The organism is Catenulispora subtropica (assembly GCF_039531675.1).
Lineage (GTDB): Bacteria > Actinomycetota > Actinomycetes > Streptomycetales > Catenulisporaceae > Catenulispora > Catenulispora subtropica.
In genome coordinates this window covers 97209-123001 of sequence record NZ_BAAAQM010000021.1, presented here as the reverse complement: position 1 = coordinate 123001, position 25793 = coordinate 97209, and the positions used below count along the sequence as shown (strand labels likewise).

Below are 25793 nucleotides of genomic sequence, written 5' to 3'. Positions count from 1 at the left end.
CGCCGTCGACCGCCGAACCTGTCCGGGTAATGCCGACGTAGGGAGCGCCGTGATGACGGCTGGCAACGATGTGTCCGTGAACTCCGCTTCGCGCAAGACGTACCTTTCCTCCGCCGTGCGGCCGGAGCTTAAGGTGCCGATGCGGGAGGTCTCCCTGACCAACGGGGACTCGGTGGTGCTGTACGACACCTCCGGGCCGTACACGGACCCTGAGATGAAGACGGATGTCCGGTTCGGGCTGCCGGCGCTGCGGGCGTCGTGGATCGCCGAGCGCGGGGACACCGAGGAGTACGAGGGGCGGGTGTGGCAGCCCTCTGACGACGGGCTGAAGTCGGCGGACCTGCGGAACCTGGACGCGGTGTTCTCCGGCGGCCGCAAGCCGCGCCGGGCGAGCGGCGAGGCCGTCACGCAGGTCGCGTACGCGCGGCGCGGCGTCGTCACCGCGGAGATGGAGTACATCGCGGTGCGCGAGGGGGTGGCCGCGGAGTTCGTGCGCGAGGAGGTCGCGCGGGGGCGGGCGGTGATCCCGGCCAACGTGAACCACCCGGAGGCCGAGCCGATGATCATCGGCCGGAACTTCCTGACCAAGGTCAACGCCAACATCGGCAACTCGGCGGTCACCTCCTCGATCGAGGAGGAGGTGGACAAGATGGTGTGGGCCACGCGGTGGGGCGCCGACACCGTGATGGACCTGTCGACCGGCCGGAACATCCACACCACGCGGGAGTGGATCATCCGCAACAGCCCGGTGCCGATCGGGACCGTGCCGATCTACCAGGCGCTGGAGAAGGTCGACGGCAAGGCCGAGGCGCTGACGTGGGAGATCTTCCGCGACACCGTGATCGAGCAGTGCGAGCAGGGCGTGGACTACATGACGGTCCACGCCGGAGTGCTGCTGCGCTACGTGCCGCTGACCGCGAAGCGCAAGACCGGGATCGTGTCCCGCGGAGGATCGATCATGGCGGCCTGGTGCCTGGCGCACCACCAGGAGAACTTCCTCTACACGAACTTCAGGGAACTGACGGAGATCCTGGCGCACTACGACGTCACCTACTCCCTGGGCGACGGCCTGCGCCCCGGCTCGATCTACGACGCCAACGACGAAGCGCAGTTCGCGGAGCTGACCACGCTCGGCGAACTGTCGAAGATCGCCCGCGAGCTGGACGTCCAGGTGATGATCGAGGGCCCGGGCCACGTCCCGATGCACAAGATCAAGGAGAACGTGGAGCTGCAGATGGAGCTCTGCGACGAGGCGCCGTTCTACACCCTCGGCCCGCTGACGACGGACATCGCCCCGGGCTACGACCACATCACGTCCGCGATCGGCGCGGCGATGATCGGCTGGTTCGGCACCGCGATGCTCTGCTACGTGACGCCGAAGGAGCACCTGGGCCTGCCCAACCGGGACGACGTGAAGCAGGGGCTGATCGCGTACAAGATCGCCGCCCACGCCGCCGACCTGGCCAAGGGCCACGCGGGCGCGCAGGCGTGGGACGACGCCCTGTCGGACGCCCGCTTCGAGTTCCGCTGGGAGGACCAGTTCAACCTGGCCCTGGACCCCGACACCGCGCGGGCGTACCACGACGAGACGCTGCCCGCGGCGCCGGCCAAGACCGCGCACTTCTGCTCCATGTGCGGTCCGCACTTCTGCTCGATGCGGATCACGCAGGACGTGCGGCGGTACGCGGAGGAGCACGGGATCGGGGCGGACGAGGCACTGGCCGCGGGGATGGCCGAGAAGTCGGCGGAGTTCGCGGCGTCGGCCCCGGTGCGCGAGGGCGTGTACCTGCCGGTGGTGGACTGAGCGGCCCCGCCCCGGAAGCAGCAGGACCCGCGTCCACGGGAGGTGAAGCCGGTGAATGCGGGCCCTGCTATGTGCCGACGGTGAACCACCCTACACGGTCGGAGATCGATGTCATGGTGTTTGCAGGCGAACGGTCTGTTGCGCCACGCTGAAATAGTGTTGCCCCCGCGGTGACCGGGACGGAGGCTGACCGCATGTCTTCAGAATCTGAGTGGACCGCGCCCGTCGTCGACCGGCGCGAGAACGTACCCGCCGACACCGAGCGCGAGAGCCTGGACCGGTATCTGGACTGGCACCGCGAGACGCTTCTGTGGAAGTGCGGCGGCCTGAGCGGCGAGCAGCTGGCGTCGCGGCCCCTGGGGACGACGAACCTGTCGCTGCTGGGCCTGCTGCGCCACATGGCCCTGGTCGAGCGCGCGTGGTTCCGGCAGCGGTTCGCGGGCGACAGCGAGCTGGGGCTGATCTACAGCACTGATGAGAACCCGGATGGAGACTTCGACAACGGGACGGCGGAGTCGGCCGAGGCGGACTACGGGGTTTACCTGGCGGAGGTGGAGCTCGCCCGGAAAGCGGTGGCCGGGCGCGGGCTCGACGAGCTGTTCCCGGGGCGGAGCCGCGAGCTGACCCTGCGGTGGTTGTACCTGCACATGATCGAGGAGTACGCGCGCCACCTGGGGCACGCGGATCTGTTGCGGGAGGCGATCGACGGGGCGCGCGGGGACTAGGCGGGCCCGCGCCCGGCCTGCTGGACGCGCAGGCCGAGCACTAGGAGAAGTACGGATCCGGGCCGGGTCCGAACCGAGAAGACTGCTTATCAGGCGGTGCGGGATCCACGGGATTCCATCTTGGGGAGGAGCGGTTCTGATGAGGAACATGCGGATGGCGTGGACTGTCGCCGCTGTGGCCGGTGTCGTGGCTCTGGGGGGCTGCGGAAGCAGTGGGGCCGTGGCGGACCGGTCGTCCGGGGGGACGGGGCCGGTCGGTGGTGCTAGCTCGGGGGGTGGTGGCACCACCGATCGGTCCGGGGGGACGGCGTCGGTCTCAGGGTCGGCTTCGGGCCCGGCCTCGAGCGCGGGCTCGCCGTCGGGGAGCGAGGCCGGGTCGCCGTCGGACGGGGCGTCGTCCGCACCGTCGGCCGCGGCCCGCTCGGGGGACCCGTGCTCGCTCGTCGGCGCGGCGGACGTGGCCCGCCTGGCGAAGCTCCCGCCGCCCGAATCCGGCGGCGCGCCGACCACGAAGCCGTCCCAGGACGGCGGCGGGAACAAGTACTGCCTGGTCGACGACGGCGAGTCGGACTCCGCCCAAGTGGGCATCGGCACGATCACGAAGGAGGAGTTCGACCTCCAGAAGATGAGCCCGAGCACCCAGGTGGTCAGCGGGGTGGGGGAAGAGGCCCTGTACTCGCCGTCTTCGGGGATCTTGAAGGTCTACAAGGGCGGCAAGCAGCTGAGCGTCTGGGTCATCCACGGCGGGTTCGGCGGGGACGATCCGCAGACGCTGGCGCAGGAGAAGGCGATCGCGCTGGTGGCGGTCGGGCGGATGTAGTCCGGGCAGCGAGCGGGTCTGCGAAACGGGGGGCAAGGCTGCGGGGTGCGGGACCGTGGGGAGCGGGCCTGCGCCGTCGTGGGGGGAAACGGGGGCAAGGCTGCGGGGTGCAGGGCCGTGGGGGAGCGGCTCTGCACCATCGCGGGGGGAAGGCGGGGGACAACGGGGAGCGGGCTGCAGCGGCGGGGCTGCGGAGCACCGGCGGCGTCGGCATCGATCGGGATGCCGGCGCCGCTGGTGGTCGTGGCAGGCCGACGGGCCGGGCGGGCTCGGAGGCGGCGCGGCTAGGGTGTCCCCATGCCAGAGCCAGTCACCAGGTCCGCTATCGGCGTTCGTGTGCTTCCCGGGACCGCGCGACGCTCCCTGGGCGTGACCTTCGCCGCCGTGGCCGCGGCACTCGCCTTGTCCGCCTGCTCCTCCGGCAGCTCCACTCCCCCGCAGGCCGCGCCGACGTCGAGCGACCCCACGCCCGCCACTCCCACCGGCTCCGTGAGCGGCGGGCCGCAGGGGCTGGCGGTTCCCGGGATACCGGACCCCTGCGCGCTGCTGTCGGCGGACCAGGTCATCCAGATCGCGCACATACCGTCGAACGCCAAGTCCGGGGCGGTGGCGTCGAGCAGCGGCGGCCGTAGCTGCGCCTACAACGCGGGGCATCCGGACGCCGTCACGATCTCGCTGACGACCGTCACCAAGGCCGGCTTCGACGCCTTCCGCGCGACGATCCCGGCGAACACTGTCACCGACCTGCCGGGGCTCGGGCAGGAGGCCTACAAGAGCAGCCAGACGCCGGGGGTGGTCGACGTGTTCAAGAACGGCTTCGACCTGAACGTCTCCGTCCTCCACCAGGACAGCGACGCGAGTGCGTCGGGGGATGCCAAGGCTCTGGCGGTGTTGCTGGTCGCGAAGATCTGAACACCGCCAGCGCCCCGGCGCCGTCGCCCTACGGCTTCTTCGACCCCGACCCCGACTTCGACCCCGACCCCGAAGCCGGAGGCGGCACAGGCGTCGGCGCCTGCGGAGCCGGCGACAGCCCGACCAAGGTGTTCCGATAAGCGACCACCTGGCCCCACGCCCGCGCCTGCGCGTTCGCCGACGCCAGGTTCGGGGGCAGCCACAGGTCCTTCACCGCTTGGTCCGCGTATCCCAGACTCTTCAGGTCCGCCTGGTCCGGCATCCACATCTTCGCGCCCGGCGCGGCGCTGCCGCCGGGGACCTCCCGGAGCTGCGCGTCCAGCGCGTTGTGGAACTTCGCGCCGTCGAGCCCTGAATCGCTGTACAGCTTCGCCTCCGCCGCCTGCTGCTGGGGCGTGGCCGTGGCGCTCTGGCTCAGGTCCGGGACGTACCCCAGCCACGCTCCCGAGCCCGTCGTGTGGCGGGACGTCGCGGCGGGGAACCAGTAGTCCGCGCACGGGCCGGCGCAGGGCCCGGAGATGACCAGGTTGAGTTTCCGGTCGTGGATGGTGCGGGCGATGGTGAGGCCGTCGGCGAGGTCGCCGCCGGTGACGGTGGCGCGGACGGTCCTGGTGCCCGGGGTGAGGGCCGCCGCGAACTCGGCGGCGCTCCCCGCGGGGAGGGTGCCGACGAGTTCGAGGGTGTCGCCTTCCTTGGTCCAATGGCCGGGTGCGTGGCCCTTGGCCACGGTGTCGGCGGTGGGGAGCGCGCCGATCTTGTAGGGGTCCGGGTGGGCGGAGCTGGAGCAGCCGGCCAGTGTCGCGGCGGTGGTGACCGCGGTCAGGGCCAGGGCGGCGCGCGCCGGGAACCCGTGGGATGTCAGGAATCTGCGCATAACGCCCATACTGGCGTCGCGGCTGCCCGGGGGCGGGGAGACTCGCCGCCGGGAAGTGCGTGGATGGGGTTCCCGGATCGGGTTCTCGGGCGGGCTCCCCGGTTGGGTCAGCCGCGCGGCCGGGGAGGTATCGAGGGCAGAGGACTGATCAGGCAGGGCCCGCCCAGGAACGTGCCGGTGTCCATGTTCACCGCGCGGCCCTCGGCGTAGATCATCGGGCCGGTGATGTCCTCGGCGGGGATGTCGAACACCAGAGGGATCGGGGAGTGGCCGTGCACGATCTGGGAGCCGCCGAACTCGGCGAGGAACTCCAGGGCGTTGGTGCCGTCGTCGGCGAACGCGAAGCGGCTCGTGACGAGGTGGGTCAGCCGGTCCCAGGCCTCCAGGTCGGTGTACTCGCGGAGGATCGACTGCACGGTGGCGTTCACGGTGGCGATGTCGCCGCCCAGCTCCCGGTAGCCGACGGTGTCCGAGTGCACCAGCAGGTGGTCGTCGACCAGCGCCATGGCCGGCAGCGACTCCAGCCACCGGGCGTGGTCCTCGGTCAGGGCCCGCAGGTCGCGCGGCTGACCGCCGTTGCCGAGCCAGCGCTCCTGGAACTTGTCCGCGCCCGGTCCGGCCAGGCGGTACGAGGCCAGGAGCATCACCTCGTGGTTGCCCAGCAGGCAGTCGACGCGGCCGCCGTGCTCCGGGGCCTGCTGCTGGAGGCGCATCACGGTGTCGATGACGCCGATGCCGTCCGGGCCGCGGTCGAACAGGTCGCCGAGGAACCACAGCCAGGCCGAGCCGGCGGCCCAGTCGCCGTCGATGTCGGTGATGCCGCTGCGGAACAGCGAGGCCTGCAACTGTTCGGCGCATCCGTGGACGTCTCCGGTCACGTACACGGGCCCCGCCGGGATCGGCCCCACGATGCCGACCGTCGTGTCGAGGCTCAGATCCATGGTGTCGTCGATCTCCAGGGTCATGGCCATGGGGTCGGCTTCGGCGTTCGGCGGCGTCATGCAGGCCAGGCTAACGACAATGTGGCTTCTAGGTACACATCGGCGGTGGCGCGGGTTCGCCAAGGCGCCGCTGTCACTGAATAGGGCTGCGCCGGGCAAGCACAACGGAGTACGGTCGGTGACGAGGAGAGTGGTCTTCAGTGGCGTGGAGAAACACGGAGCCGAAGAGGGCCGCGGCGGGGAGCAGTCTGCGGGCGGTCAACGCGAGCCTCCAGTCCGCGTGGGCGGCCAGTCGCAGGAAGCGCATCAAGGACTCGCTCTGGTGGGCTCTTCCCCTGGCCGCGGTGTCGGGCGTCATCACCTCGGCGATGACCCGCCGCGGGTATTTCGGCGTGGGGTTCGCGGTGTTGGTGCTGGCGATGCTCGCCGACCTCGCCTACACCAAGCCGGAACACGTCAGCCTGGCCGGCCGCCGGGCCTCCGGGGAGGCGGCCACCGCCAGGGCGATCAAACCGTTGAGGTTCCAGGGCTTCACCGCCCTGCACGACCGGCGCCTGGCCCCCGGCGCCGTCCCGGGGATACCGCCGGTGGACATCGAGCACCTGCTGATCGGCCCGGCCGGAGTCTTCCTGCTGGACTCGAAGAACTGGAACGGCGGCCCGAAGCCGCAGCTGATCGGGACCGACCTGTTCGTCGGGATGGACAACCGCGAGGCGATGCTGAACCGGCTCGGCGTCGAGGCCCAGAACCTGACCACGGCCCTGGGCCCGAGACTGCCGCGCGGGGTGCGGGTGGAACCGGTCCTGGTGGTCCACGCCAAGGAGCTGAGGCCCACGCCCCGGTTCCTGAACGGTGTCACGATCCTGCTCCCGGACCAGTTCCCCTCGGTCTTCGCCCAGATGCGCCAGGTCATGACCGCGACGCAGGCCGCGACGCTGGCGGCGACCCTGGACAAGGTCCTTCCGGCGCGTACCGGGGACCGCCCGGTCAACCGCTGATCCGCCGCCCGGCCAGCCGCCGCAGCAGGCCGGCGTGGGCCTTCATCACGGTCGGCAGCACCAGGTACACCACCAGCGGGGCCACGAGCGCGGTCACCACCAAAGTCCGCACCGGCAGCGGGTACGCCGCCACGTGCGTGCCCAGCAGCGTCTGGACCAGCGTGATCGTCGGGTAGACGGCCATCCACGTCAGAAGCGCGCGGCGGTGGACGGAGGGGGCCGCGGGCTTCGCCGCCGCGTTCGGGGTCCGCGCCGCCGCGTTCGAGGTCTGCGCCGCCACGCTCGGGGCCTTCGCCTCCGCCGGTGCGGCCAGTTCGGTCAGCTTGTCCATCGTCATCTCGGTCATCGCCGATCCCTCCCCTGAACTATCTCCAACTGCTTGGTTGGAATCATGGCACAGGTCTCCGCCGATGTCCAACTGGATGGTTGGAAGTGCGCTAGACTGGGGTCATGGCCTGGGACACCGAGAAGACGAAGCGCCTGTTGCTCGACGCCGCGGTCGAGGAGTTCGCCGCGTCCGGCTTCCAGGGGGCCCGCGTCGACCGCATCGCGAAGTCGGCGGGCGTCAACAAGGAGCGCATCTACCAGTACTTCGGGAACAAGGAGCAGCTGTTCGCCACCGTGCTGGACTGCCAGCTGAAGGAACTGGCCGGCGCGGTGCCGCTCACCCCGGAGGCGGCCGCCGACCTGCCCGAGCACGTCGGGCGGATCTACGACTACCACGTCACGCATCCGCACTTCGCCCGCCTGCTGCACTGGGAGGCGCTGGAGCTCGGCGGCGACTGCGAACTGCCCGCCGAGGAGGAGCGCACGCTGCACTACCTGGCCAAGGTGGACTCCATCCTCCAGGCCCAGCAGGCCGGGGAGGTCGATCCCCGTCTCGACGCCAGGGTGCTGATGCTCGCGGTGGTGCACCTGGCGCAGATGTGGAGCGCGCTGCCGCAGGTCGTCAAGATGCTGATGTCCGGCAGCGCCGCCGACACCCCGGAGGCCCGGCGTGCGGCGGTGGTGGCGCTGGCCGCGAAGATGGTCGCGCCGTAAGCGGGGTGCCGTAGGGAGCGTGCTTACGGCGCGTCGGCCGCGTCCTCTTCGCCTTCGCCTTCGCTCGCCTCGTCGAACGGCTGAAGCAGCTCCAGGCTCCACGTCAGGTCGCCGCTCTCCAACTCGGCGACCACGCCCTCGATCCACCGCAGCTCCGCCTCGGTGACCGCGAGCAGGTACTCGTCGTCCAGCAGCGTCACCTTCGGCAGCCCGTACTGCTGCGCGTCGGCGATGTCCTGCTTCGCCTTCTCCAGCGCCTTCTCCAGCACGGAGCGCCGCTCCCGCATCGCAGCGAGCACCGCCTCCGGTTCCAGCAGCATCGCGAACGACAGCGCCGCCGGGAACTCCGGGTACTCCGGCTTCGGTGCGCGCACGATGTCGTCGACCCAGGCCCGCGCCGCGGCCCGGCCGGCGTCGGTGAGTTCGTAGACGGTCCGCTCCGGGTACTGCTGGTCGCGCTCGGTCTCGCGGACCGCGATCAGCCCCGCGGCGGTCAGCCGCTCCATCGTCTTGTAGAGGCTGGCGCGCTGGCCGACGTTCACGACCTTCTCCTTGCCCCACTCCTTCAGCAGCCGCTGCACGCCGTAAGGGTGCAGCGGCTTGTACGCGAGCAGGGCGAGTACGGCCAGGGCGAGCGGGGAGCGGCGCGTCGCGGTGGCCGCGGCGTTCTGAGCGGGAGCCATGCCGCCATCATAGCCATCTCGCGACTAGTTCCAAGAGTCCTAGTTGACAAGCAACTAGTACCAGTGCAACTATTAAGCGTCAGCACGAACCCCGGCCCCTCAGCCGAGACCATCGGCCGCAGAGGGCAGACCCCGAGGAGAACCTGAGATGACCAGCACCACGACCGCCGCTGTCACCCGCACCGTCGCCGACGCCGCCGCCGAGCCGGTCCGCCTGCACGCCGACCACAACGCGCTCAAGCGCCTGGGCAACTGGACCACCGCCGACCGCTTCGAGGTCCGCGCCCGCCGCGGATCCGTCGTGCTGGACCTGCGCTCGCCGCAGTTGCCCGCCGGCGAGCTGGTCGTCGACCTGGACCTGGACCGGGCGATGGTGAAGCTGCTGGTGCCGGACGGCACCGTCGTCGAGGACGGCGACATCGTCTGGACCGGCTCCGGCAAGGTGAAGGACGGCGTCGGCCGGCAGTACGCCCGCACCGGCGAGGCCCCCGAGGGCGGCCGCCGGGTGCGGCTGATCGGACGGATCCACGACGGCGAGGTCCGCGTGGCCCGCGGCGGGGTGGCGATGCTGGCGGCGATGTTCAGCCGCGAGTATGTCGAGGACCTGAAGCGGGCGCACCGCGAGGGCACCATGCCGACCGTCGACGACCCGACTCGCATCGCCTGACGCCGGTAAGCAGGAAGTAGGAAGCAGGAAGCAGGAAGCGGCGCGCCTCCCGGATGGGAGCCGCGCCGCTTCGTGGCGTCTTCTCAGTGGGCTGCGGCCAGAGCGGCGTCCGCGTCCGCCTCGGCGGCAGCTGCCTCGGCCCGCGGCGTGCGCAGGGTCAGCAGCGAGGCCGCCGCCCCGAGCGCGGCCAGGGCCGCGGCGCCGACGAAGGCCGCCGAGAACCCGTTCGTCAGAGCCTTGAGGTCGCCGGTCTGCCCGGACCCGTGCGCGGCCGCCACCGCCGTCATCGCCGCGAGCCCCAGCGCGGAGCCGATCTGGTAACTGGTGTTCACGATGCCGGAGGCCAGGCCGCCCTCCTCCGGGCGGGCCGACGAGATCGCGGTGCCCAGCGACGGGATGAACGCCGCCGCCATCCCGGCCGCCGCGACCAGCGACGCCGGCAGCACGTCCACGACGTAGGAGCCGCCGGGGCGCGCGAAGGACAGCCACGCCATGCCGGCCGCCAGCAGCACCAGCCCGGCCACCGTCATGGCCTTCGGCCCGAACCGGGCGATCAGCCGGGGCGCCAGCCCCACCATCATCAGCATGATGGTCGCGGTCATCGGGAGCAGCGCCGCGCCGGAGGCGAAGGCGCCCAGACCCAGGACCTGCTGCAGGTACAGGTTCAGGAAGAACCACATCGGCACCCAGGCCGAGGCCATCAGCAGCTGCGCGAGGTTGGCGCCGGCCAGGTTCGGCGTGCGCAGGATGGAGAGCCGGATCAGCGGGTTGCGAACCTTCGCCTGCAGCAGCGTGAACAGCGCCAGCAGGACCACGCCGCCGGTCAGCGCCAGCAAAGTGGAGGCCGAGCCCCAGCCCGCCTCCGGCGCGCGGACCACGCCGTAGACCAGGGCGCCCAGGCCGAGGGTGACGGTGGCCGCGCCGAGCAGGTCCAGGGAGCCGGAGCGGCGAGGGGCGGACGGCATCAGCGAGCCGGTGAACGCCAAGACCAGCAGGGCGACCGGGATGTTGACGTAGAAGACCCACGGCCAGCTTGCGTACTGGGTGATCACGCCACCCAGGAAGACGCCCGCGGTGCCGCCGGCCGGTGCCGCCGCGCCGTAAAGCGCGAACGCCTTGGGGAGCTCCGACGGCGTGCCTCCGAAGAGCATCATCAGCAGGGTCAGCGCGGACGGCGCGATCAGGGCGGCGCCGACGCCCTGGACCGCGCGGCCGGCGAGCTCGACGCCGACCGAGCCGGCGAGCCCGGCGACCAGGGAGCCGGCGGCGAGCAGGGCCCACCCCGCGGTGAAGACCCGCTTGGCGCCCAGCAGGTCGGACAGCCGTCCGCCCAGCAGGAGCAAGCCGCCGAAGGCGATGACGTAGGCGTTGAACACCCAGGAGAGCGAGTCCTGGGAGAACCCGAGCTCGTCGCGGATGCGCGGCAGCGCCACCCCGATGATCGACGTGTCCATGATGACCATGAACTGGGCCGCGGCGATCAGGCCCAGTGCCCGCCACCGGCGGGCGTGGACGCGGTCCGGGCCGGTCGTTCTCGTGCTTGCCATGTTCGCGCTCCTATACCGGGAGGGGGTATCTGCTCGTGACTCGTGAACATACCCCATGGGGGTATGTATTCCCCAAGGGGGCAGCCCGGAGCGCCCTACCTGGCTTGGGTATGGAGGTCCGCCGGAGAAGTTCGGCCTCGAACGGAGAACCGTCGCCCCGTCCACGCCGGCTATGTAGCGCCGCCATCCAAAGGTGTGGCCTCAGGCGAACTGAACTCGCCTGAGGCCACGGGTGTTATCTATGCAGGGTTGCACGCTGAGAGCTTAGGTATCGGGTATCCGGTCTACCTGGGCGCTCCCTGACTGCTCACGCACGCGAACTGACCGCCGCGGACCGCACGTTCTCGCGCACATCTCGCGCCTCGCCCGGTCCGCCGGGCCAGGCGGTGAGCGCGACGTCCGCCATGCGCCGCAGCTCGTCGGGGGTCGCACCGTCGCGGGCCTGAGTGGACATCCCCTGGACCACGGCTGCGTAGAACATGGCGAGGGCCGGGGCATCGATGTCAGGCGGCAAAAGGCCGGCTTCGACATCGGCGGCGATCCTCGCGGCGATCGCCTGCTTGATGCCTTCGCGGAAGGCGCGCAGTTCCTGCTTGACGTCGTCGGAGGCCTCCGCGGTGTTGGTCGCCCCGTCGACGACGAGGCATCCCGGAGGGTGGCCGGGGCCTGCGTACTCTGCGGCGGCCAGGTGGAGCATCGTCTCGACGACGTCGTACGACGTGGTCTGCTCCAAGGCCTTCGCCCCGTAACTCCCGTGCGTCTCGGCATAGCGCCGTACGGCTTCGCTGAACAGTCTCCGCTTGTCGCCGAACGCCGCGTACATGCTCGGCGGGTTGATGCCCATCGCCTTGGTGAGAGCGGCCACGGACGTCGCCTCGTAACCGTGGCGCCAGAACAGGGTCATCGCGATGTCCAAGGCGGCGTCCCGGTCGAAGCTGCGCGGCCCTCGAGTCGTCATGCGAACCAGTCTATAGCGATCGCTACAAGTCAGTGATACCGTTCATCTGTAGCGATCGCTACAGACTTTGGAGGAGGCCCTCATGCCCGTCATCGCCATGCCCGGAGGCGCCCTCGCGCGCACCGTCCACGGGTCCGGCCCCGGCCTGGTGCTGGCGCACGGCGCCGGCGGAAGCACCGCCCTGAACTACGGCCCGATCCTGGAGGCTCTGGCGGCGGGACACACCGTCGTCGGCGTCGACTGGCCCGGCGCCGGCGACTCGCCGCGCCCGGCCGCGCCGCTGGACCCCGACCAGCTGGCCGACCAGCTGGTCGCCGCCGCCGACGCCGAGGGCCTGGGCACGTTCGCGCTGGCCGGATTCTCCCTCGGCGGCCCGATCGCGATCAGGGCCGCCGCCCGGCACCCGGAGCGCATCAGCGCTTTGATCCTGACGGCCACGTTCGCCTATCGCGACGCACGTTTGGACCTCGCGGCCAAACTGTGGGCCGACCTGTACGAAGCGGGCGACCGTCAGCGTCTGGCCGAGTTCCTGAGCCTGGTCGCCTTCAGTACCGAAGCCCTCCAGGCCGCGGGGCCTGAGGCGCTGCGCGCCGGGATCGACGCCCTGGCCGGCGTCATCCCGCCGGGCACACCCGAGCACGTCGACCTCGTCCGGCGCATCGACGTCCGCGGCGACCTCGCCCGGATCGCCGTCCCGACCCTGGTCGTCTCCACCACCGCCGACCCGCTCGTCTCCCCGGCCCTGCAGCGGGAGCTCGCCGAGGGGATCCCCGGCGCCCGCCTCGCCCCGATCGACACCGGTCATCTGCCGTTCGCCGAGCGGCCCGAGGAGTGGTCCGCGCTGATCACGTCCTTCCTCGCCGACAACGCGATCTGAGCGCCCACCCGCGCCATCGCCGCCACCGCATCGCAGAATCCAGGAGCCCGACCATGCGCGCTGTCATCCAGAACTCCTTCGGCGACCCGAACGTCCTGCACGTCGCCGAGGTGTCCCGTCCCGAACCGATTCCCTCAGAAGTGCTGGTCCGCGTCCACGCCGCAGCGGTGAACCCGGTCGACGCCATGGTCCGCTCCGGGGCTTTCCCGCTCCTCGGCGAACCGCCGTTCATCCTCGGCTGGGACATCTCAGGAGTCGTGGAGCAGGTGGTCCCCGGAGTGACGAGGTTCGAAGTCGGCGACGAAGTGTTCGGCATGCCGTTCTTCCCCCGAGCCGGACGGGGCTACGCCGAATACGTCGCCGTCCCCTCCCGGCAACTGGCCCGCAAGCCCGCCGCCCTGGGTCACGAGCACGCCGCCGCTCTTCCGCTGGCCGGACTGACCGCCTGGCAGGCGCTGGTCGACACCGCTGACGTCCGCCCCGGACAACGGGTCCTGATCCACGCCGGAGGCGGTGGGGTCGGGCATCTGGCGGTTCAGATCGCCAAGGCACGTGGAGCGCACATCATCGCCACCGCCAGCGCGGCCAAGCACGACTTCGTCAGAGCCCTCGGCGCCGACGAGGTCGTCGACCACCGCCACCCCGACGCGACCACCGCGGTCCGGGAGGCGGATGTCGTCCTGGACACCGTCGGCGGCGCCGTCGGCCACCGGTCGATCCGACAGCTGCGGCCCGGCGGCCTGCTGGTCACCATCGTCGACCGTGCGGACACCGCTCTGCGCGCCGCGACGATCGCGAGCGGACGACGCTTCGCGGGGGTCACCGTCGAGCCCGACCACGTCGGGCTCGAAGCTCTCGCGGACCTGGCCGACAGCGGTCGGTTGCGGCCCCACATCGAGCACTCGTTTCAGTTGGAGGACGCCGCCAAGGCTCACGAGCTCATCGAGTCGGGCCGCACACGAGGGAAGATCGTGCTGACGGTGTGAAGGCAGTCGGTGGACCCGGACCTGACCGGCGGCGGGCACGAACTGGAGAAACGGGTCGCAAGACGTTGCGAGCCCAGGTACCGGATAGCCGAACTACCTGGGCTCCACCTGTAAGAGCGGGCGACGAGAATCGAACTCGCGCTCTGAGCTTGGGAAGCTCATGTTCTACCATTAAACTACGCCCGCGCGTCGGCGCCCCGGCCGGTCGTCCCGAGCCGTGTGCCGTCGTTCGAGCGCCCACTGTACCCGATCGCGGGCCGATCGTGCGCGGGTGTGGTGTCGAACGTGGTCGCGCCGGGGCCGGGGGCGGGGCGGAGATCGGCCGGCAGGGTAGGTTTTATTTCTGTGTTGCTCTCAGACAAGGACATTCGGGCCGAGATCGGGTCCGGGCGGGTGGTTCTGGAACCGTTCGACGATGTGATGGTGCAGCCGTCCAGTGTGGATGTGCGGTTGGACCGGTACTTCCGGGTGTTCGAGAACCATCGGTATCCGTTCATCGATCCCGCTGAGGAGCAGCCGGAGCTGACGCGGGAGGTGGAGTCGGACGGGGATGAGCCGTTCATCCTGCATCCCGGGGAGTTCGTGCTGGCGTCCACGTACGAGGTGGTGCGCCTGCCCGACGACCTCGCCGCGCGGCTGGAGGGGAAGTCGAGTCTGGGGCGGTTGGGATTGCTGACGCACTCGACCGCCGGGTTCATCGATCCGGGGTTCTCGGGGCATGTCACGTTGGAGTTGTCCAATGTCGCGACGCTGCCGATCAAGTTGTGGCCCGGTATGAAGATCGGGCAGATGTGTTTCTTCCGGTTGTCGTCGGCGGCGGAGAATCCGTACGGGTCGGCGGTCAACCAGTCGCGGTACCAGGATCAGCGGGGGCCGACGCCGTCGCGGAGCTACCTGAACTTCCACCGGACGGACATCGGCGCCTCCGAGCGCGTGGGCTGACGCATCGCGGGGGTTCCCGGCACCCGCCGACCGGGTGAATCTGCCCCCGGACGCGAGTACCGGGCCCCTGCCGCTGACACAGTGACGATGTGGTCGCCTTGTCAGCCCGTTGGCCCTTCACGCGGATCGCGGATCCGTCCGCCGCTGCGCGCCCGGACCGCCTGCTCCGGGACAATCCCGCGCTGCTGCTCTCGGCGCTGCAAGCGCCGGACATCGTCGCGGGCCTGGTCGCGGAGTGGAATCCGGCGTGGGCGGGCGGGTGCGAGGTGACCGACGGCTTCGCCTCCGACACCGTGCCCACTCACGTCGGTGACGGCATCCGCTGGCACGGTCCCCTCCGTCTCACCCCCATGCTCCGTGCCGACGCCGGCCTCCCCACCACCGGCCCCGCGGCCTCCCTGGGCCTCGCCTACGTCGCCGAGGTCCGCCGGGAGCGCGCCAAGATCGGCGACAGCCGCCACGCCGACCACCTCCGCCGCCGCTACCCGCACGGCCTCCCGGTCGGTGCCGAGGCCGACGCCTGGCATCTGGTCCGCGGTCTCGCCAAGCGGCTGCGCGGCGTCGCCCGCCTTCCCGACGGCCCGGTGCACGCCCCGTACGAGGACCCGCCGCTGCCCGGTGACACCGACCAGTCCGTCTTCAGCCACGAGATGCTGCCGTGGGTCGTGCTGCGCGAGATCCTTCGGCCCATCGCCCCGGCCCTGGCCCGCGAGGTGGTCCCGGACGGCGGCGGCTACATCCTGCGGCACCGCGATCTGGTCGAGATCCGGGTGCGGCCGACGTGTCCTACCGGTCCGACGAGCACGACGAGTACGACGAGTACGACGAGCACGACGAGCCCGATGGGCACGACGAGCACGACGAGCCCGATGAGCCCGGGACGGCCGGCGGGCCCGACGACTCCGGCGCCCCCGGACCCCGCCGCTGCCGCTGCCGTTGCCCGAGCGACCCCCGCCCCCCGCCTCCCCCACGCCCTCCGCGACCGCGCGGACGAAGCCTGGCCCCGCAGCGTCTACGAGTTCTGTGATCTCTCCACGCCGGCCCCCGGCGCGCCGCCCGGCAGTACGCCGGCGGCTGCCGCGGTCCGTTCCGCCGCCGCCCTGATCGCCGAGGTCACCGGCGGTGTCCTGCTGGACGCGGACGGTTTCCCCCAGGAAACCCGGACGTTCACCACCAGATGAGCGGGAGTCGGCGGTAATCCCCGCGACGGGGGGATTGGGGGTTACCGGAAACCGCGATACTGAGGTAGGCTAAGTTTCGCGCCCGAGGCGTTCGGCCCGGGGGACGCTACGCCTTCAGGGGGGCCTGCCCAGCCGTGAAGTCAGCCACTTTCTCCTCGCTGTCGATCCGCAACTACCGACTCTTCGCCAGCGGGATGGTGGTCTCGAACACCGGCATCTGGATGCAGCGAATAGCCCAGGACTGGCTCGTCGTCTCGCTCACCGGCTCCGGCACCGACCTCGGCGTCGTCACCGCCCTGCAGTTCGGCCCGGCCCTCACCTTCAGCCTCTGGGGCGGCGCTCTGGCCGACCGCTACCGCAAGAACCGTCTGCTGATGCTCACCGCGACGCTCACCGGGCTGTGCGCGCTGACCCTCGGGCTGCTCATCGTCTCCGGCGCCGTCGAGCTCTGGCACGTCTACCTGATCGCCCTCGTCGGCGGCACGGTCACCGCCTTCGACAACCCGGCCCGCCAGTCCTTCGTCGTGGAGCTCGTCGGCCCCGAGGCGCTGCCCAACGCGGTCGCCCTGAACGCCGCCACCTTCAACCTGGCCCGGATGCTGGGCCCGGCGCTGGCCAGTCTGGCGCTGGCGGTGATGGACGTCGGCTGGGTGTTCATCGCCAACGCCATGGCCGGCGTCGCGATCATCACCGGTCTGGCGCTGATCCGCGCCGACGAGCTCCACGCGCCGATCCCGATCGTCCGCGCCAAGGGCCAGTACCGCGAGGCCTTCGTCTACCTGCGTACCCGGCCGGACCTGCTGGCCGTGCTGTTCTGCATGTTCTTCCTGGCCACCTTCGGCCTGAACTTCCAGATCACCAGCACCCTGATGGCGGTGCAGACCTTCCATCTCGGCAAGGGCACCTTCGGCCTGCTGAACATCCTGCTCGCGCTCGGCGCGCTGTCCGGAGCCCTGGTCACCGCCCGCCGGCGCCGGGTCGGCGTGGCGCTGGTGCTGCTCAGCGCCTGCGGTTTCGGCGTGGCCGCCATGGTGGTGTCGGTGATGCCGGACCCGGTGCTCTACGGGGCGCTGATGCTGCCCGTCGGCGTCATGATCATCATGGTCACCACCTCGGCCAACGCCACCATGCAGACCGGCGTCGAGCCGGAGATGCGCGGCCGGGTGATGAGCGTCTACATGGTGGTCTTCCTCGGCGGCACCCCGATCGGCTCCCCGCTGGTCGGCTGGATCGGCCAGCACTTCGGCGCCCGGTACGCGGTCGGCGGCGGCGGGCTGATATCGATCGTGGCCGCGGTGGCCGCCGCCTATGCGCTGGCCCGCGTGAAGGGCGTGTCGGTCCGCGAGCGCCTGGCCGCGCACACCCCGCCGCGGCTCGCCGAGCGCCTGGCCGCCTGACGGCCCCCGGTTCCCCATCGTTCCCACCGCTCCCGTCAGCCCCGTCGTCCCGGCGCTCCCGCAGCGCCAGGGCGGCGCGGGACGGCGAAGAAAAACCATGGTTGCGTATCGACACCACGCCGGTCACACGCCGTATTGTGGGTGCTCTCACAAGGTGTGAAGCGCGCTGAGCACTTGCGGGCGTCCGTGTGCGGTGCCGGTGCGCTGGGGGAACCTCAAGGAGACGCATGCGCTTGTTCGTGGCGATCACGCCACCCCGTGCGGTCCTGCTGGAGGTGCGGACCGCGGTGGACGCGCTGAAGCGGGGCAACACCCCCGGAGTCAACGCCCTGCTGCGCTGGACCCGGCCCGAGACCTGGCACATCACCGTCGCGTTCTACGGCGAGGTGCCCGAGGACAAGACCGACGACCTGGCCGAGCGGCTGGGCCGGGTCGCGGCCCGCACCACCCCGATGGAGCTGTCCCTGGCCGGCGCCGGCCGCTTCGGGCCGCGCGCGCTGTGGTTCGGCGTGCAGGGCCAGTGCGACCGGCTGGGCCGGCTGGCCGAGGCGGCCGGCGCCGCGGCGCGCCGCTGCCACCTGCGGGTCGAGGACCGCCCTTACCGGCCGCACCTGACGCTGGCCCGGGTCAGCGGCGTGCCGCGCGGCGCCGGCCAGGACGACCGCACCGGACCGGTGGACCTGGTCCCGCTGGTGGAACGGCTGCGCACGTTCCGGTCGCCGGGCTGGCTGGCCGGTGAGATGGAGCTGTTCACGGTGCTCGACGCCGGGGAGGCCGCGCACGTCGGCTCGTCGCCGGGCAGCGCGGCGGCCGCGGGGTCCCACGGGACGCAGGGATCGTACGGCGGCAACGGCGGCAACGGCGGCCCGCCCGGCAAACGCTACGAACGCGTCGCGCACTGGGCGCTGACGGGGCGCTGACGGGGCACTGACCGGGCACTGGCGCCGATCGGGCACTGGCGCCGATCGGGTGTGGACGGGCCCCGGCCGGGCCCCGACCGGCTGCCGTCAAGGCACCGTCCCGGTCGCATTACCCTGGAGCGGTGAACACACGTACCCGCTCCAGGGTCGTCACTTTCGTGTTGGTGGCGATCCTCGCCGTGGTGGTGGCCGCCTCCGTGCTGCGCTGAAGACGGCCTCCGGGCCTCGCCCGCCGGTCAGGCCAGGCGCTCCACGACGTAGTCGATGCTCGCGGTCAGCTTGTCGATGTCGTCCGGCTCCACCGCCGGGAACATCGCGATCCGCAGCTGGTTGCGGCCGAGCTTGCGGTAGGCGTCGGTGTCGACGATCCCGTTCTCCCGCAGCGCCGCCGACACCTTGTCCGCGCTGATCCCCTCGGCCAGGTCGATGGTGCCGACGACCTGCGACCGCTGCGCCGGGTCGGCCACGAAGGGCGTCGTGTACGCGGTGCGCTCGGCCCACGCGTACAGCCGCGCCGAGCTGTCGGCGGTGCGCGCGGTGGCCCAGGCCAGGCCGCCGTTGCCGTTCAGCCAGTCCAGCTGCTCGGCCATCAGGAACAGCGTGGCCACCGACGGGGTGTTGTAGGTCTGGTTCTTCGTGGAGTTGTCGATCGCCGTCGGCAGGCTGAAGAACGGCGGGACGTACCGGTCCGAGGCGCCGATCTCGGCGGCGCGCTCCAGGGCGGCCGGGGAGAACAGGCCGATCCACAGGCCGCCGTCGGAGGCGAAGTTCTTCTGCGGGGCGAAGTAGTAGACGTCGGTCTCGCTGACGTCCACCGGCAGGCCGCCGGCTCCCGACGTCGCGTCCACCAGCACCAGCGCGCCCTCGTCGGCGCCTTCCGGCCGCGCGATGGGCATCGCGACGCCGGTGGAGGTCTCGTTGTGGGTCAGCGCGTAGACGTCGACGCCGGCTTCGGCGACGGCCTGCGGGTGCGTCCCGGGTTCCGAGGCGATGATCGACGGCGCCTGCAGCCACGGCGCGGCCTTGACCGAGGAGGCGAACTTCGAGGAGAACTCGCCGAAGCTCAGGTGCTGTGACTTGGCCCGCACCAGGCCGAAGGCGGCGATGTCCCAGAACGCGGTCGAGCCGCCGTTGCCGAGCACCACCTCGTAGCCCTCGGGCAGGCCGAACAGCTCGCTCACGCCGGCGCGCACCCGCCCGACCAGGTTCTTCACCGGCGCCTGCCGGTGCGAGGTGCCCAGCAGCTGGGCGCCCTCGGTCGCCAGTTTGGCCACGGCCTCGGGCCGCACCTTGGACGGGCCGCAGCCGAACCGGCCGTCGGAGGGAAGCAGGTCGGCGGGGATGGTGATGTCAGCCACGCGGTTCTCCGAGAAGTGAGAGGAAAGGAGAAAACGGTGGCCCGGGGCGTCGTTGGCCAGGCCTCTACGCATCGTAACGGTCTTGTGTCCGGGATTCGGCGTCCAGTCCGTGAAACGAGACACGGAGTCCCTGTCAGCATGTCAGCGGACCGGGACTCCGGGGACTCCGGCGTGTCGGGGCGTGTCGGGCGTGTCCGGGCGCGGGGTCAGTGGCGGGGCGCGTCCACTTCGTGGCGGTGCAGGCACTGGAGCCACCGGCGCTGGGCCGAGGTGTACGGAGTTGCCCGGAGTATTGGCTACCCGCCAACGTCCTGCACCAGGCTGATCAGCGTTCAAAGGGCTCCGCCGGCGTAACTTGCGGCGGCGAGCGCATTCCGTCGGGAAAGGGAAGATTCATCATGCGAAAGCGAATGGCGTCCGCGATGGCGATCGCGGCGATCTCGGCGACGGCAGTCGTCGGTGCGGCCTCCAATGCGAGCGCTTCGACGATTCTCGCAGGTCCGTTTTCGGGCACCCTCGACCAGCAGCAGGCCAGTTGCTACACCACGGCCGCACTCTACGTGATCGCTGGACACTCCACGGCGCACTGCGTCTTCATGTCGTCGCCGAATCCGACTCAGCCGTCGCCTCCGGCCTGGTACGTCGTCGCCTGATACGCGTGCGTGCGGCAACGTGAGCAGGCATGCGCGCTCGCCGAGAAGCGACTGGGACGAGGCCCGGGCGATGGCCAGCCGATCATGGCCGACACCTTGCCGACCATGCCCGGTTCGAGCGCTCCCGCCTCCGTCCCGCTCGAACCGCGCATGCCTGGCAACGTCAGGGGCTGGAGACCGCGACGCCGCGTCTCTCGACCACGTCCACGGCCCGGCGCGTGTCCCGAGCTGGTCGAGGGCGGGCAGCAGGGCCAGCCGCGCCACCGGCCGGTCGGGGTCGTGGGCGGCGGCGGCCAGGCGGTCCGCAGCAGATGCCTCTGCCGTGCCCGCGCGTACTCGGTGAACTCGTCGATCCGAGCCACGTCGCCCATCCGTCGCTTCCCTCCCGTAGCCGTCGACCGGGACACATGAGTCACACCGCGCCGGGAAGGTTGCAGGCGGGCTCCGCCGGCGTCACGGGTTCACGAATCCCGACCGGTAGGCGATCACCACGGCGTGGGTGCGGTTGCGGGCGTCGAGCTTGGCGAGGATGTTCGCGACGTGGGTCTTCACGGTCTGCGCGCCGAGGAACATCTCCTGGGCGATCTCGGCGTTCTCCAGTCCGGCGGCCATCAGGCGCAGCACCTCGCGTTCCCGTTCCGAGAGCCGGTCGGCGACGGACTCGGGGTGGCGCCGCTGCTTGCGCGCGAGCTCGCGGACGGCTTCCGGGAACATCAGCGTGTCGCCGACCGCGGCCAGCCGTACCGCCTGCACGATCTCGGCCGGGCGGGACCGCTTGAGCAGGAAGCCGCTGGCGCCGGCGAGCAGCGCGTCGTAGAGGTGGTCGTCGTTCTCGAAGGTGGTGATGACGACGACGCGGGGCGTGGGCCCGGCTCCGGACCCGTCGAGGATCAGTCTGGCCGCCTGGATCCCGTCCAGCGCGGGCATGCGGACGTCGGTGAGGACGACGTCCGGACGGAGCGACCGGGCCAGCGCCACCGCTTCGGCGCCGGTGCCGGCCTCGCCGACGACGGCGAGGCCGGGTTCGGCGGCGAGGATCGCGTGCAGGCCGGAGCGGACGAGGGCTTCGTCGTCGGCGATCAGGATCCTGATCGGTGGCGGGGCGGCCGGGCCGGACGGCTCTGTGGTCATGTGTCCCCCTGGGAGATGGCGGAGTCCGGGAGCGGGGCGCGGTGCGCCGGGGCGAGCGGGAGGCGCGCGTGCAGGCGCCAGGTGGCCGCGGTCGGGCCGGCGGAGGCCGTGCCGCCGAGCAGCGCCACGCGTTCGGCGATGCCGTCCGCGCCGCGGCCGCCGTCGGCGGTCCGGAAGCGGGTGGCGGGGCGGCGGGTCGGCAGCGGGTTCTCGACCGTCACGGCCAGCTGCGACGCGTCGGCGTCGACGGCGAGGGTCAGGGCGACCGCGCGGCCGGGGGCGTGGCGGAGGGCGTTGGTGAGGCCCTCCTGCGCGATGCGGTACGCCTCGCGCGACACCACGGCCGGGACGCCGTCCAGGCCGGCGGTGGTCAGCGTGACCGGCGTGCCGACGGCGCGGGCCGAGGCGGCGAGGCGTTCGATGTCGCGCAGGTCCGGCTGCGGGGTGCGCCGGGCATCCTCCTCGCGCAGGAGGCCGAGCACGTGGTCGAGCTCGTCCATGGCACCGCGGGCCGCCTCCTCGATCGCCCCGAGGGCCCGCCGGGCGAACGCCGGGTCGTGGTCGAGGACCCGTCCGGCGGCCGCGGCCTGGAGCGTGACGATGCTCAGCGCGTGCCCGACCGAGTCGTGCAGCTCCCGCGCCAGCCGGTTGCGCTCGGCCAGGCGCAGCCGCCCGCGCTCGGCGGCGGCCAGCCGCTCGGCCGCCGACGGGCCCAGCAACCGCGGCGCCGCCCGCTCCAGTACCCGGCCGCCGGCCCAGGCCCAGGACGCCAGCCCGGCCAGCAGGAAGGCGGCGGCCGGCGGTCCGGCCCAGGCCGGCACGTCGCTCATCCACGCCCATCCGCCGCCGTCCACCGGCCGGAAGAGCAGCACGGTCGCGGCCGGCGGGACGGCGAGCGTGGCGCCGGCGACCAGCGTCCCGACACCGAGGTGCAGCACCGCCCAGGCGGCGGTCCGGCCGCGTGCCGCGGTGGTGGCGGTGGCGGTGGTGGCGGTGGTGCCGGTAGTGCCGGTACCGCCGGTGCCGTCGCCCTCCGTCGGCGGGACCTCGGCGGTCAGCAGGGCGCGGACCGCGGCGACCTCCAGCGGCCGGACGAACCGCGCCGCCACGGCCGCGCCCCCGGCCACCAGCGGCAACGAGGCGAGGAAGGACCCGAACTGCAGGGCCATCAGCGCCACGGGGCCCGGGTCCGGCACGAGCAGCCCGCCGAGGGTGTTCACCACGAGGTAGAAGGGCGTCACCAGAGCCCCGCCCAGGATCAGGAAGACCCATCGGCGCAGGGCCACCCGCCCGAGCGCGGCGACGGCCACCGACCGGAGCTCCCCCTTGAGGCTCATGGCGCGATCATGTCACGCCCGGTCCCGGCCGAGCGGCTCGTGGATCCCGGCCGCGCCCCTGGCCAGCGCCCGGGCCACCGTCGCCCCGGACAGCAGGGCCAGCGCGTGCAGCAGGGCCGCCACCCCGAGGTTCTCCGGCATCGTCACGTCGTGCGGGCGCGTGGCCGACAGGTACAGAGTGATCGCCAGTCTCCACCCGCCCCAGGCGAACAGACTGCCCGACCCCACCCAGGCCAGCGCCGCGACGAACTGGCGCGGCGCGCGCGGGGACGCCGGGCGTCGCAGCGCGGCCACCGAGGCCACCGTGATCAGGGCCCAGGCGCCGGAGACGCCGTTCAGCGCGCGCCAGCCGGCTTCGCGAGCGGCGAGATGGTCGATGGCGATGGGAGAGCCCGCCGTCCACGAGAGCCAGAACCCGCCCACGACCGTCACGACGACCAGCAGGTCGAGCCGGCGGCCGTCGTGCGCTCCGAGCCGGGGCGTGAAGACCCCGGGCCACCGGCGGCGCAGGTACGCGGGGAGGCCGAGGGCCAGACCCAGGCCCATACCGATGAACCCGGTCTGGATCAGGGCGGCCTCCCAGCCGGGCATCGCCGCCGGGTCGCGGGTCTGCGCGGTGTCCGGTCTCCACGCCCGGAGGGAGCGGTTCCGGCACCGGCTGCGGGTCCGGGCGCGACGCCGGTCCCGGCCGCACCCGCCGCCGGCCCGAGATCACCGCTCACTCCGGACCGGCGCCGCAGCACCCTGCTTCGCGGCCGCCTCGACCACCAGCAGCGCCAGCACCGTCGCCAGTACGGCTCCGGCCAGCATCTGAGCGCCGCCGACACCCGCCACACCGCGCAGGTCCTTGCCCGCGGTCACCGGTGTGCTGATCGTTCCCGCCAGCTGCCACCACAGGCCCCACGCGAACATCGTGGCGGTTCCGGTCCACGCCGAGATCAGCGCCCAGCGGGCCGGGGCCCCGTCCCGCCGGTGGACCAGGATCAGCGTGCCGATCACTCCCACCAGCGGCAGCAGGCCGAACACGCTCTCCAGCGCGAAGCGGCTCGCCGACCCGTCCGGGTCCGCCGGGTGTCCAGCCGTGCCGCCGGCCGCCCAGTACAGGTGGGCCGAGATCGGGATGAGCGCGAACACCGAGACGCCGGTGGCGAGAACCCGCCGCGCTCCGTCCACGGGCATACCCGTCCTACCCGGCGTACCCGGCGTACCCGGCAGATCACGCAGCGCCAGCCTGAACAGCCCGCCCCAGCGGGCCCGCGCATGCAGGACGAACCCCGCTCCCAAGCAGATCCCCTGCACCCCGAACCCGCCGTAGACGAGCGCGAACACCCAGCCGTCCAGCGACTCCGGAGAGTTCGAACCGCCGCCGACAGCCCCCTGTCCCGACACCATCGCCGCCAACGCCGCCGTCGGCGCCCCCAGCACCACCGGCGCCAGGAACCCCGTGGCCACCCACATCGGGAAGACCAATACCCACGCCGGCATCCGCAGCCCCCACGGCCGCACCAACGCCAGGGCCACCGCGCCCGCCACCGCTTCCATCCCCACGGTGAGCAGGTTGACGCCGACCATGGTTCCGCCCCGCATCGCCGAACCGTGCACCCCGACTTCGACCCCGGACACCCAGAGCAGCTTCAGCACCAGGTAGGGGAGGGCGGCGATGAGGGCCGTCGCGCAGAGGGCGAGGCGGAGGCCGCCCGGGGCCGGGACGGCGGCAGGCGCCGTGACGTGTGTTCGGAGCGGGTGTGTGATCGCCATGAGTCGAGGATCGTCCGGAAACGATCTGTCCAACTTCCCCCGCACAGGGGAAAGGGCTCCCCCAAACGGGGGAGCCCTCTCTCAGCCTCGCGGAGCGGAACGGAGCGCGTTCGGCGCCCGGCCGCGCGATCAGCCCTTGTACGTGTGGAAACCGCTCGGCGGCACCATCGTCTCGAAGCCCTCGACCGTCTCCGGCTTGCGGGAGGGCGGGCCGACGTAGATCGCAGAGGGGCGGATCAGGCGGCCGGTCTTCTTCTGCTCCAGGATGTGCGCGCTCCAGCCGGCGGTGCGGGCACAGGTGAACATGGAGGTGAACATGTTCGCCGGGACCTGCGCGAAGTCCAGGACCACGGCGGCCCAGAACTCGACGTTGGTCTCCAGGACGCGGTCCGGACGGCGCTCACGGAGCTCGGCCAGGGCGGCCTCCTCCAGGGCGGCGGCCACCTCGTAGCGGGGGGCGTTCAGCTCCTTGGCGGTGCGGCGCAGGACGCGGGCGCGCGGGTCCTCAGCGCGGTACACGCGGTGGCCGAAGCCCATCAGGCGCTCGCCCTTGTCCAGGACGCTCTTCACATACTTGCGGGCGTCGCCGATCTCCTCGACCGCCTCGACCATGTGCAGGACGCGGGCCGGGGCGCCGCCGTGCAGCGGGCCGGACATCGCGCCGACCGCGCCGGACAGGGCGGCGGCGGCGTCGGCGCCGGTGGAGGCGATGACGCGGGCGGTGAAGGTCGAGGCGTTCATGCCGTGCTCGGCCGCCGAGGTCCAGTACGCGTCGATGGCCTGGACGTGCTTCGGGTCCGGCTCGCCGCGCCAGCGGATCATGAACCGCTCGACGATGGTCTCGGCCTTGTCGACCTCGCTCTGCGGGACCATGGCCTGGCCGGGGTGCTCGATCGAGCGCGCCGACTGGGCCACGAACGAAAGGGCCATGACCGCGGCCCGCGCCAGGTCCTCGCGCGCCTTCTCGTCCGACGTGTCCAGCAGCGGCTGCAGACCCCATACCGGAGCCAGCATCGCCAGCGCGGACTGCACGTCCACGCGCACGTCGCCGGAGTGCACCGGCACCGGGTACGGCTCCGCCGGCGGCAGGCCCGGGTTGAATTTGCCGTCCACCAGAAGGCCCCACACGTTGCCGAACGTCACGCGCCCGACGAGGTCTTCGATGTCCACTCCGCGGTACCGGAGAGCGCCGCCTTCCTTGTCGGGTTCGGCGATTTCGGTCTCGAAAGCGACGACGCCCTCGAGGCCCGGTACGAAGTCGGACATGTGTACTCCCTCTGTTT

General features: G+C 71.8%; 26 protein-coding genes and 1 tRNA gene. 14 read left to right on the top strand and 13 right to left on the bottom strand.

Annotated features, from left to right (window positions below; all coding sequences use genetic code 11):
• The first annotated feature begins 52 nt into the window (after window positions 1-52).
• The 4 genes from thiC to ABD466_RS19745 all read left to right on the top strand — a co-directional run bounded on the left by thiC (window position 53) and on the right by ABD466_RS19745 (window position 4261).
• Complete coding sequence (thiC, locus tag ABD466_RS19760; protein ID WP_344658574.1) at window positions 53-1804, top strand: phosphomethylpyrimidine synthase ThiC; 1752 nt, start codon at window positions 53-55, stop codon at window positions 1802-1804.
• Window positions 1805-1998: 194 nt separating this feature from the next.
• Window positions 1999-2529, top strand: coding sequence for a DinB family protein (locus tag ABD466_RS19755; protein WP_344658573.1), 531 nt, complete (start codon window positions 1999-2001; stop codon window positions 2527-2529).
• A gap of 139 nt (window positions 2530-2668) precedes the next feature.
• Window positions 2669-3349 carry a hypothetical protein gene (locus tag ABD466_RS19750; protein WP_344658572.1) on the top strand — a complete coding sequence of 227 codons (681 nt, stop codon included), beginning with the start codon at window positions 2669-2671 and terminating at the stop codon, window positions 3347-3349.
• 369 nt (window positions 3350-3718) lie between these two features.
• Window positions 3719-4261, top strand: coding sequence for a DUF3558 family protein (locus ABD466_RS19745; protein WP_344658571.1), 543 nt, complete (start codon window positions 3719-3721; stop codon window positions 4259-4261).
• Window positions 4262-4289: 28 nt separating this feature from the next.
• Here the strand turns inward: ABD466_RS19745 and ABD466_RS19740 are convergent, their stop codons facing one another.
• The gene (locus tag ABD466_RS19740; RefSeq protein ID WP_344658570.1) at window positions 4290-5135 is read right to left on the bottom strand and encodes a hypothetical protein; all 846 of its coding nucleotides are present in this window, start codon (window positions 5133-5135) and stop codon (window positions 4290-4292) included.
• A 107-nt stretch (window positions 5136-5242) separates the two neighbouring features.
• Entirely contained in the window at window positions 5243-6136 is an 894-nt protein-coding gene (locus ABD466_RS19735) for a metallophosphoesterase (RefSeq protein WP_344658569.1), read from the bottom strand.
• 140 nt (window positions 6137-6276) lie between these two features.
• Here ABD466_RS19735 and ABD466_RS19730 point away from each other — a divergent pair, with 140 nt between their 5' ends.
• Window positions 6277-7074, top strand: coding sequence for a nuclease-related domain-containing protein (locus ABD466_RS19730; RefSeq protein ID WP_344658568.1), 798 nt, complete (start codon window positions 6277-6279; stop codon window positions 7072-7074).
• Here ABD466_RS19730 and ABD466_RS19725 read toward each other — a convergent pair.
• Window positions 7064-7420, bottom strand: coding sequence for a putative antibiotic biosynthesis monooxygenase (locus ABD466_RS19725; protein ID WP_344658567.1), 357 nt, complete (start codon window positions 7418-7420; stop codon window positions 7064-7066). The genes ABD466_RS19730 and ABD466_RS19725 overlap by 11 nt on opposite strands.
• A 104-nt stretch (window positions 7421-7524) precedes the next feature.
• On the opposite strand from ABD466_RS19725, the gene ABD466_RS19720 reads away from it, so the two are divergent.
• On the top strand, window positions 7525-8115 hold the full coding sequence (locus ABD466_RS19720; protein ID WP_344658566.1) for a TetR/AcrR family transcriptional regulator: 591 nt from the start codon (window positions 7525-7527) through the stop codon (window positions 8113-8115).
• A 23-nt stretch (window positions 8116-8138) separates the two neighbouring features.
• Here ABD466_RS19720 and ABD466_RS19715 read toward each other — a convergent pair whose 3' ends face one another.
• Window positions 8139-8798, bottom strand: a complete 660-nt coding sequence (locus ABD466_RS19715; protein WP_344658565.1) for a PadR family transcriptional regulator — start codon at window positions 8796-8798, stop codon at window positions 8139-8141.
• A gap of 148 nt (window positions 8799-8946) precedes the next feature.
• On the opposite strand from ABD466_RS19715, the gene ABD466_RS19710 reads away from it, so the two are divergent.
• Window positions 8947-9465, top strand: coding sequence for a hypothetical protein (locus ABD466_RS19710; protein ID WP_344658564.1), 519 nt, complete (start codon window positions 8947-8949; stop codon window positions 9463-9465).
• Between the two features lie 83 nt (window positions 9466-9548).
• Here the strand turns inward: ABD466_RS19710 and ABD466_RS19705 are convergent, their stop codons facing one another.
• Together ABD466_RS19705 and ABD466_RS19700 are read right to left on the bottom strand one after the other, a co-directional pair.
• A complete protein-coding gene (locus tag ABD466_RS19705) occupies window positions 9549-11012 on the bottom strand; it encodes an MFS transporter (RefSeq protein ID WP_344658563.1) in 1464 nt (487 codons plus the stop codon).
• Between the two features lie 307 nt (window positions 11013-11319).
• Window positions 11320-11970, bottom strand: a complete 651-nt coding sequence (locus ABD466_RS19700; RefSeq protein WP_344658562.1) for a TetR/AcrR family transcriptional regulator — start codon at window positions 11968-11970, stop codon at window positions 11320-11322.
• Between the two features lie 82 nt (window positions 11971-12052).
• On the opposite strand from ABD466_RS19700, the gene ABD466_RS19695 reads away from it, so the two are divergent.
• Both ABD466_RS19695 and ABD466_RS19690 read left to right on the top strand, forming a co-directional pair.
• Window positions 12053-12847, top strand: coding sequence for an alpha/beta fold hydrolase (locus ABD466_RS19695; protein ID WP_344658561.1), 795 nt, complete (start codon window positions 12053-12055; stop codon window positions 12845-12847).
• 53 nt (window positions 12848-12900) lie between these two features.
• Window positions 12901-13833 (top strand): NADP-dependent oxidoreductase, encoded by a 933-nt coding sequence (locus tag ABD466_RS19690; RefSeq protein WP_344658560.1) that lies wholly within the window; start codon window positions 12901-12903, stop codon window positions 13831-13833.
• A gap of 115 nt (window positions 13834-13948) precedes the next feature.
• Here ABD466_RS19690 and ABD466_RS19685 read toward each other — a convergent pair.
• Window positions 13949-14019 (bottom strand) — tRNA-Gly (locus tag ABD466_RS19685).
• Window positions 14020-14178: 159 nt separating this feature from the next.
• On the opposite strand from ABD466_RS19685, the gene dcd reads away from it, so the two are divergent.
• The 4 genes from dcd to thpR all read left to right on the top strand — a co-directional run bounded on the left by dcd (window position 14179) and on the right by thpR (window position 18273).
• Window positions 14179-14775: a dCTP deaminase gene (gene dcd, locus ABD466_RS19680; protein ID WP_344658596.1), complete on the top strand. Its 597-nt coding sequence runs from the start codon at window positions 14179-14181 to the stop codon at window positions 14773-14775.
• Between the two features lie 98 nt (window positions 14776-14873).
• A complete protein-coding gene (locus ABD466_RS19675; protein WP_344658559.1) occupies window positions 14874-15956 on the top strand; it encodes a hypothetical protein in 1083 nt (360 codons plus the stop codon).
• Window positions 15957-16090: 134 nt separating this feature from the next.
• Window positions 16091-17353: an MFS transporter gene (locus ABD466_RS19670; protein ID WP_344658558.1), complete on the top strand. Its 1263-nt coding sequence runs from the start codon at window positions 16091-16093 to the stop codon at window positions 17351-17353.
• A 227-nt stretch (window positions 17354-17580) separates the two neighbouring features.
• Window positions 17581-18273 (top strand): RNA 2',3'-cyclic phosphodiesterase, encoded by a 693-nt coding sequence (thpR, locus tag ABD466_RS19665; RefSeq protein ID WP_344658557.1) that lies wholly within the window; start codon window positions 17581-17583, stop codon window positions 18271-18273.
• Window positions 18274-18509: 236 nt separating this feature from the next.
• Here the strand turns inward: thpR and serC are convergent, their stop codons facing one another.
• Window positions 18510-19631 (bottom strand): phosphoserine transaminase, encoded by a 1122-nt coding sequence (gene serC, locus ABD466_RS19660; protein WP_344658556.1) that lies wholly within the window; start codon window positions 19629-19631, stop codon window positions 18510-18512.
• Window positions 19632-20053: 422 nt separating this feature from the next.
• Between serC and ABD466_RS19655 the strand changes: the two genes are divergently transcribed.
• Complete coding sequence (locus ABD466_RS19655; RefSeq protein WP_344658555.1) at window positions 20054-20284, top strand: hypothetical protein; 231 nt, start codon at window positions 20054-20056, stop codon at window positions 20282-20284.
• A 453-nt stretch (window positions 20285-20737) separates the two neighbouring features.
• Here the strand turns inward: ABD466_RS19655 and ABD466_RS19650 are convergent, their stop codons facing one another.
• The 5 genes from ABD466_RS19650 to ABD466_RS19630 all read right to left on the bottom strand — a co-directional run bounded on the left by ABD466_RS19650 (window position 20738) and on the right by ABD466_RS19630 (window position 25776).
• Window positions 20738-21415 carry a response regulator gene (locus tag ABD466_RS19650; RefSeq protein WP_344658554.1) on the bottom strand — a complete coding sequence of 226 codons (678 nt, stop codon included), beginning with the start codon at window positions 21413-21415 and terminating at the stop codon, window positions 20738-20740.
• Window positions 21412-22752, bottom strand: a complete 1341-nt coding sequence (locus ABD466_RS19645) for a sensor histidine kinase (protein ID WP_344658553.1) — start codon at window positions 22750-22752, stop codon at window positions 21412-21414. Before ABD466_RS19645 ends, ABD466_RS19650 begins: the two co-directional genes overlap by 4 nt.
• Before the next feature lie 12 nt (window positions 22753-22764).
• Window positions 22765-23343 carry a hypothetical protein gene (locus ABD466_RS19640; RefSeq protein ID WP_344658552.1) on the bottom strand — a complete coding sequence of 193 codons (579 nt, stop codon included), beginning with the start codon at window positions 23341-23343 and terminating at the stop codon, window positions 22765-22767.
• Between the two features lie 120 nt (window positions 23344-23463).
• Window positions 23464-24510: a hypothetical protein gene (locus ABD466_RS19635; RefSeq protein ID WP_344658551.1), complete on the bottom strand. Its 1047-nt coding sequence runs from the start codon at window positions 24508-24510 to the stop codon at window positions 23464-23466.
• A gap of 129 nt (window positions 24511-24639) precedes the next feature.
• Window positions 24640-25776 (bottom strand): citrate synthase 2, encoded by a 1137-nt coding sequence (locus tag ABD466_RS19630; RefSeq protein ID WP_344658550.1) that lies wholly within the window; start codon window positions 25774-25776, stop codon window positions 24640-24642.
• Window positions 25777-25793 lie beyond the last annotated feature (17 nt).

What these genes read in the sequence shown, in the direction of transcription:
- thiC (WP_344658574.1), top strand. Translation starts at nt 53, where the DNA reads ATGACGGCTGGCAACGATGTGTCCGTGAACTCCGCTTCGCGCAAGACG.
- ABD466_RS19755 (WP_344658573.1), top strand. Translation starts at nt 1,999, where the DNA reads ATGTCTTCAGAATCTGAGTGGACCGCGCCCGTCGTCGACCGGCGCGAG.
- ABD466_RS19750 (WP_344658572.1), top strand. Translation starts at nt 2,669, where the DNA reads ATGAGGAACATGCGGATGGCGTGGACTGTCGCCGCTGTGGCCGGTGTC.
- ABD466_RS19740 (WP_344658570.1), bottom strand. Translation starts at nt 5,135, where the DNA reads ATGCGCAGATTCCTGACATCCCACGGGTTCCCGGCGCGCGCCGCCCTG.
- ABD466_RS19735 (WP_344658569.1), bottom strand. Translation starts at nt 6,136, where the DNA reads ATGACGCCGCCGAACGCCGAAGCCGACCCCATGGCCATGACCCTGGAG.
- ABD466_RS19725 (WP_344658567.1), bottom strand. Translation starts at nt 7,420, where the DNA reads ATGACCGAGATGACGATGGACAAGCTGACCGAACTGGCCGCACCGGCG.
- ABD466_RS19720 (WP_344658566.1), top strand. Translation starts at nt 7,525, where the DNA reads ATGGCCTGGGACACCGAGAAGACGAAGCGCCTGTTGCTCGACGCCGCG.
- ABD466_RS19715 (WP_344658565.1), bottom strand. Translation starts at nt 8,798, where the DNA reads ATGGCTCCCGCTCAGAACGCCGCGGCCACCGCGACGCGCCGCTCCCCG.
- ABD466_RS19710 (WP_344658564.1), top strand. Translation starts at nt 8,947, where the DNA reads ATGACCAGCACCACGACCGCCGCTGTCACCCGCACCGTCGCCGACGCC.
- ABD466_RS19705 (WP_344658563.1), bottom strand. Translation starts at nt 11,012, where the DNA reads ATGGCAAGCACGAGAACGACCGGCCCGGACCGCGTCCACGCCCGCCGG.
- ABD466_RS19700 (WP_344658562.1), bottom strand. Translation starts at nt 11,970, where the DNA reads ATGACGACTCGAGGGCCGCGCAGCTTCGACCGGGACGCCGCCTTGGAC.
- ABD466_RS19695 (WP_344658561.1), top strand. Translation starts at nt 12,053, where the DNA reads ATGCCCGTCATCGCCATGCCCGGAGGCGCCCTCGCGCGCACCGTCCAC.
- ABD466_RS19690 (WP_344658560.1), top strand. Translation starts at nt 12,901, where the DNA reads ATGCGCGCTGTCATCCAGAACTCCTTCGGCGACCCGAACGTCCTGCAC.
- thpR (WP_344658557.1), top strand. Translation starts at nt 17,581, where the DNA reads ATGCGCTTGTTCGTGGCGATCACGCCACCCCGTGCGGTCCTGCTGGAG.
- ABD466_RS19655 (WP_344658555.1), top strand. Translation starts at nt 20,054, where the DNA reads ATGGCGATCGCGGCGATCTCGGCGACGGCAGTCGTCGGTGCGGCCTCC.
- ABD466_RS19650 (WP_344658554.1), bottom strand. Translation starts at nt 21,415, where the DNA reads ATGACCACAGAGCCGTCCGGCCCGGCCGCCCCGCCACCGATCAGGATC.
- ABD466_RS19645 (WP_344658553.1), bottom strand. Translation starts at nt 22,752, where the DNA reads ATGAGCCTCAAGGGGGAGCTCCGGTCGGTGGCCGTCGCCGCGCTCGGG.
- ABD466_RS19640 (WP_344658552.1), bottom strand. Translation starts at nt 23,343, where the DNA reads ATGCCCGGCTGGGAGGCCGCCCTGATCCAGACCGGGTTCATCGGTATG.
- ABD466_RS19635 (WP_344658551.1), bottom strand. Translation starts at nt 24,510, where the DNA reads ATGGCGATCACACACCCGCTCCGAACACACGTCACGGCGCCTGCCGCC.
- ABD466_RS19630 (WP_344658550.1), bottom strand. Translation starts at nt 25,776, where the DNA reads ATGTCCGACTTCGTACCGGGCCTCGAGGGCGTCGTCGCTTTCGAGACC.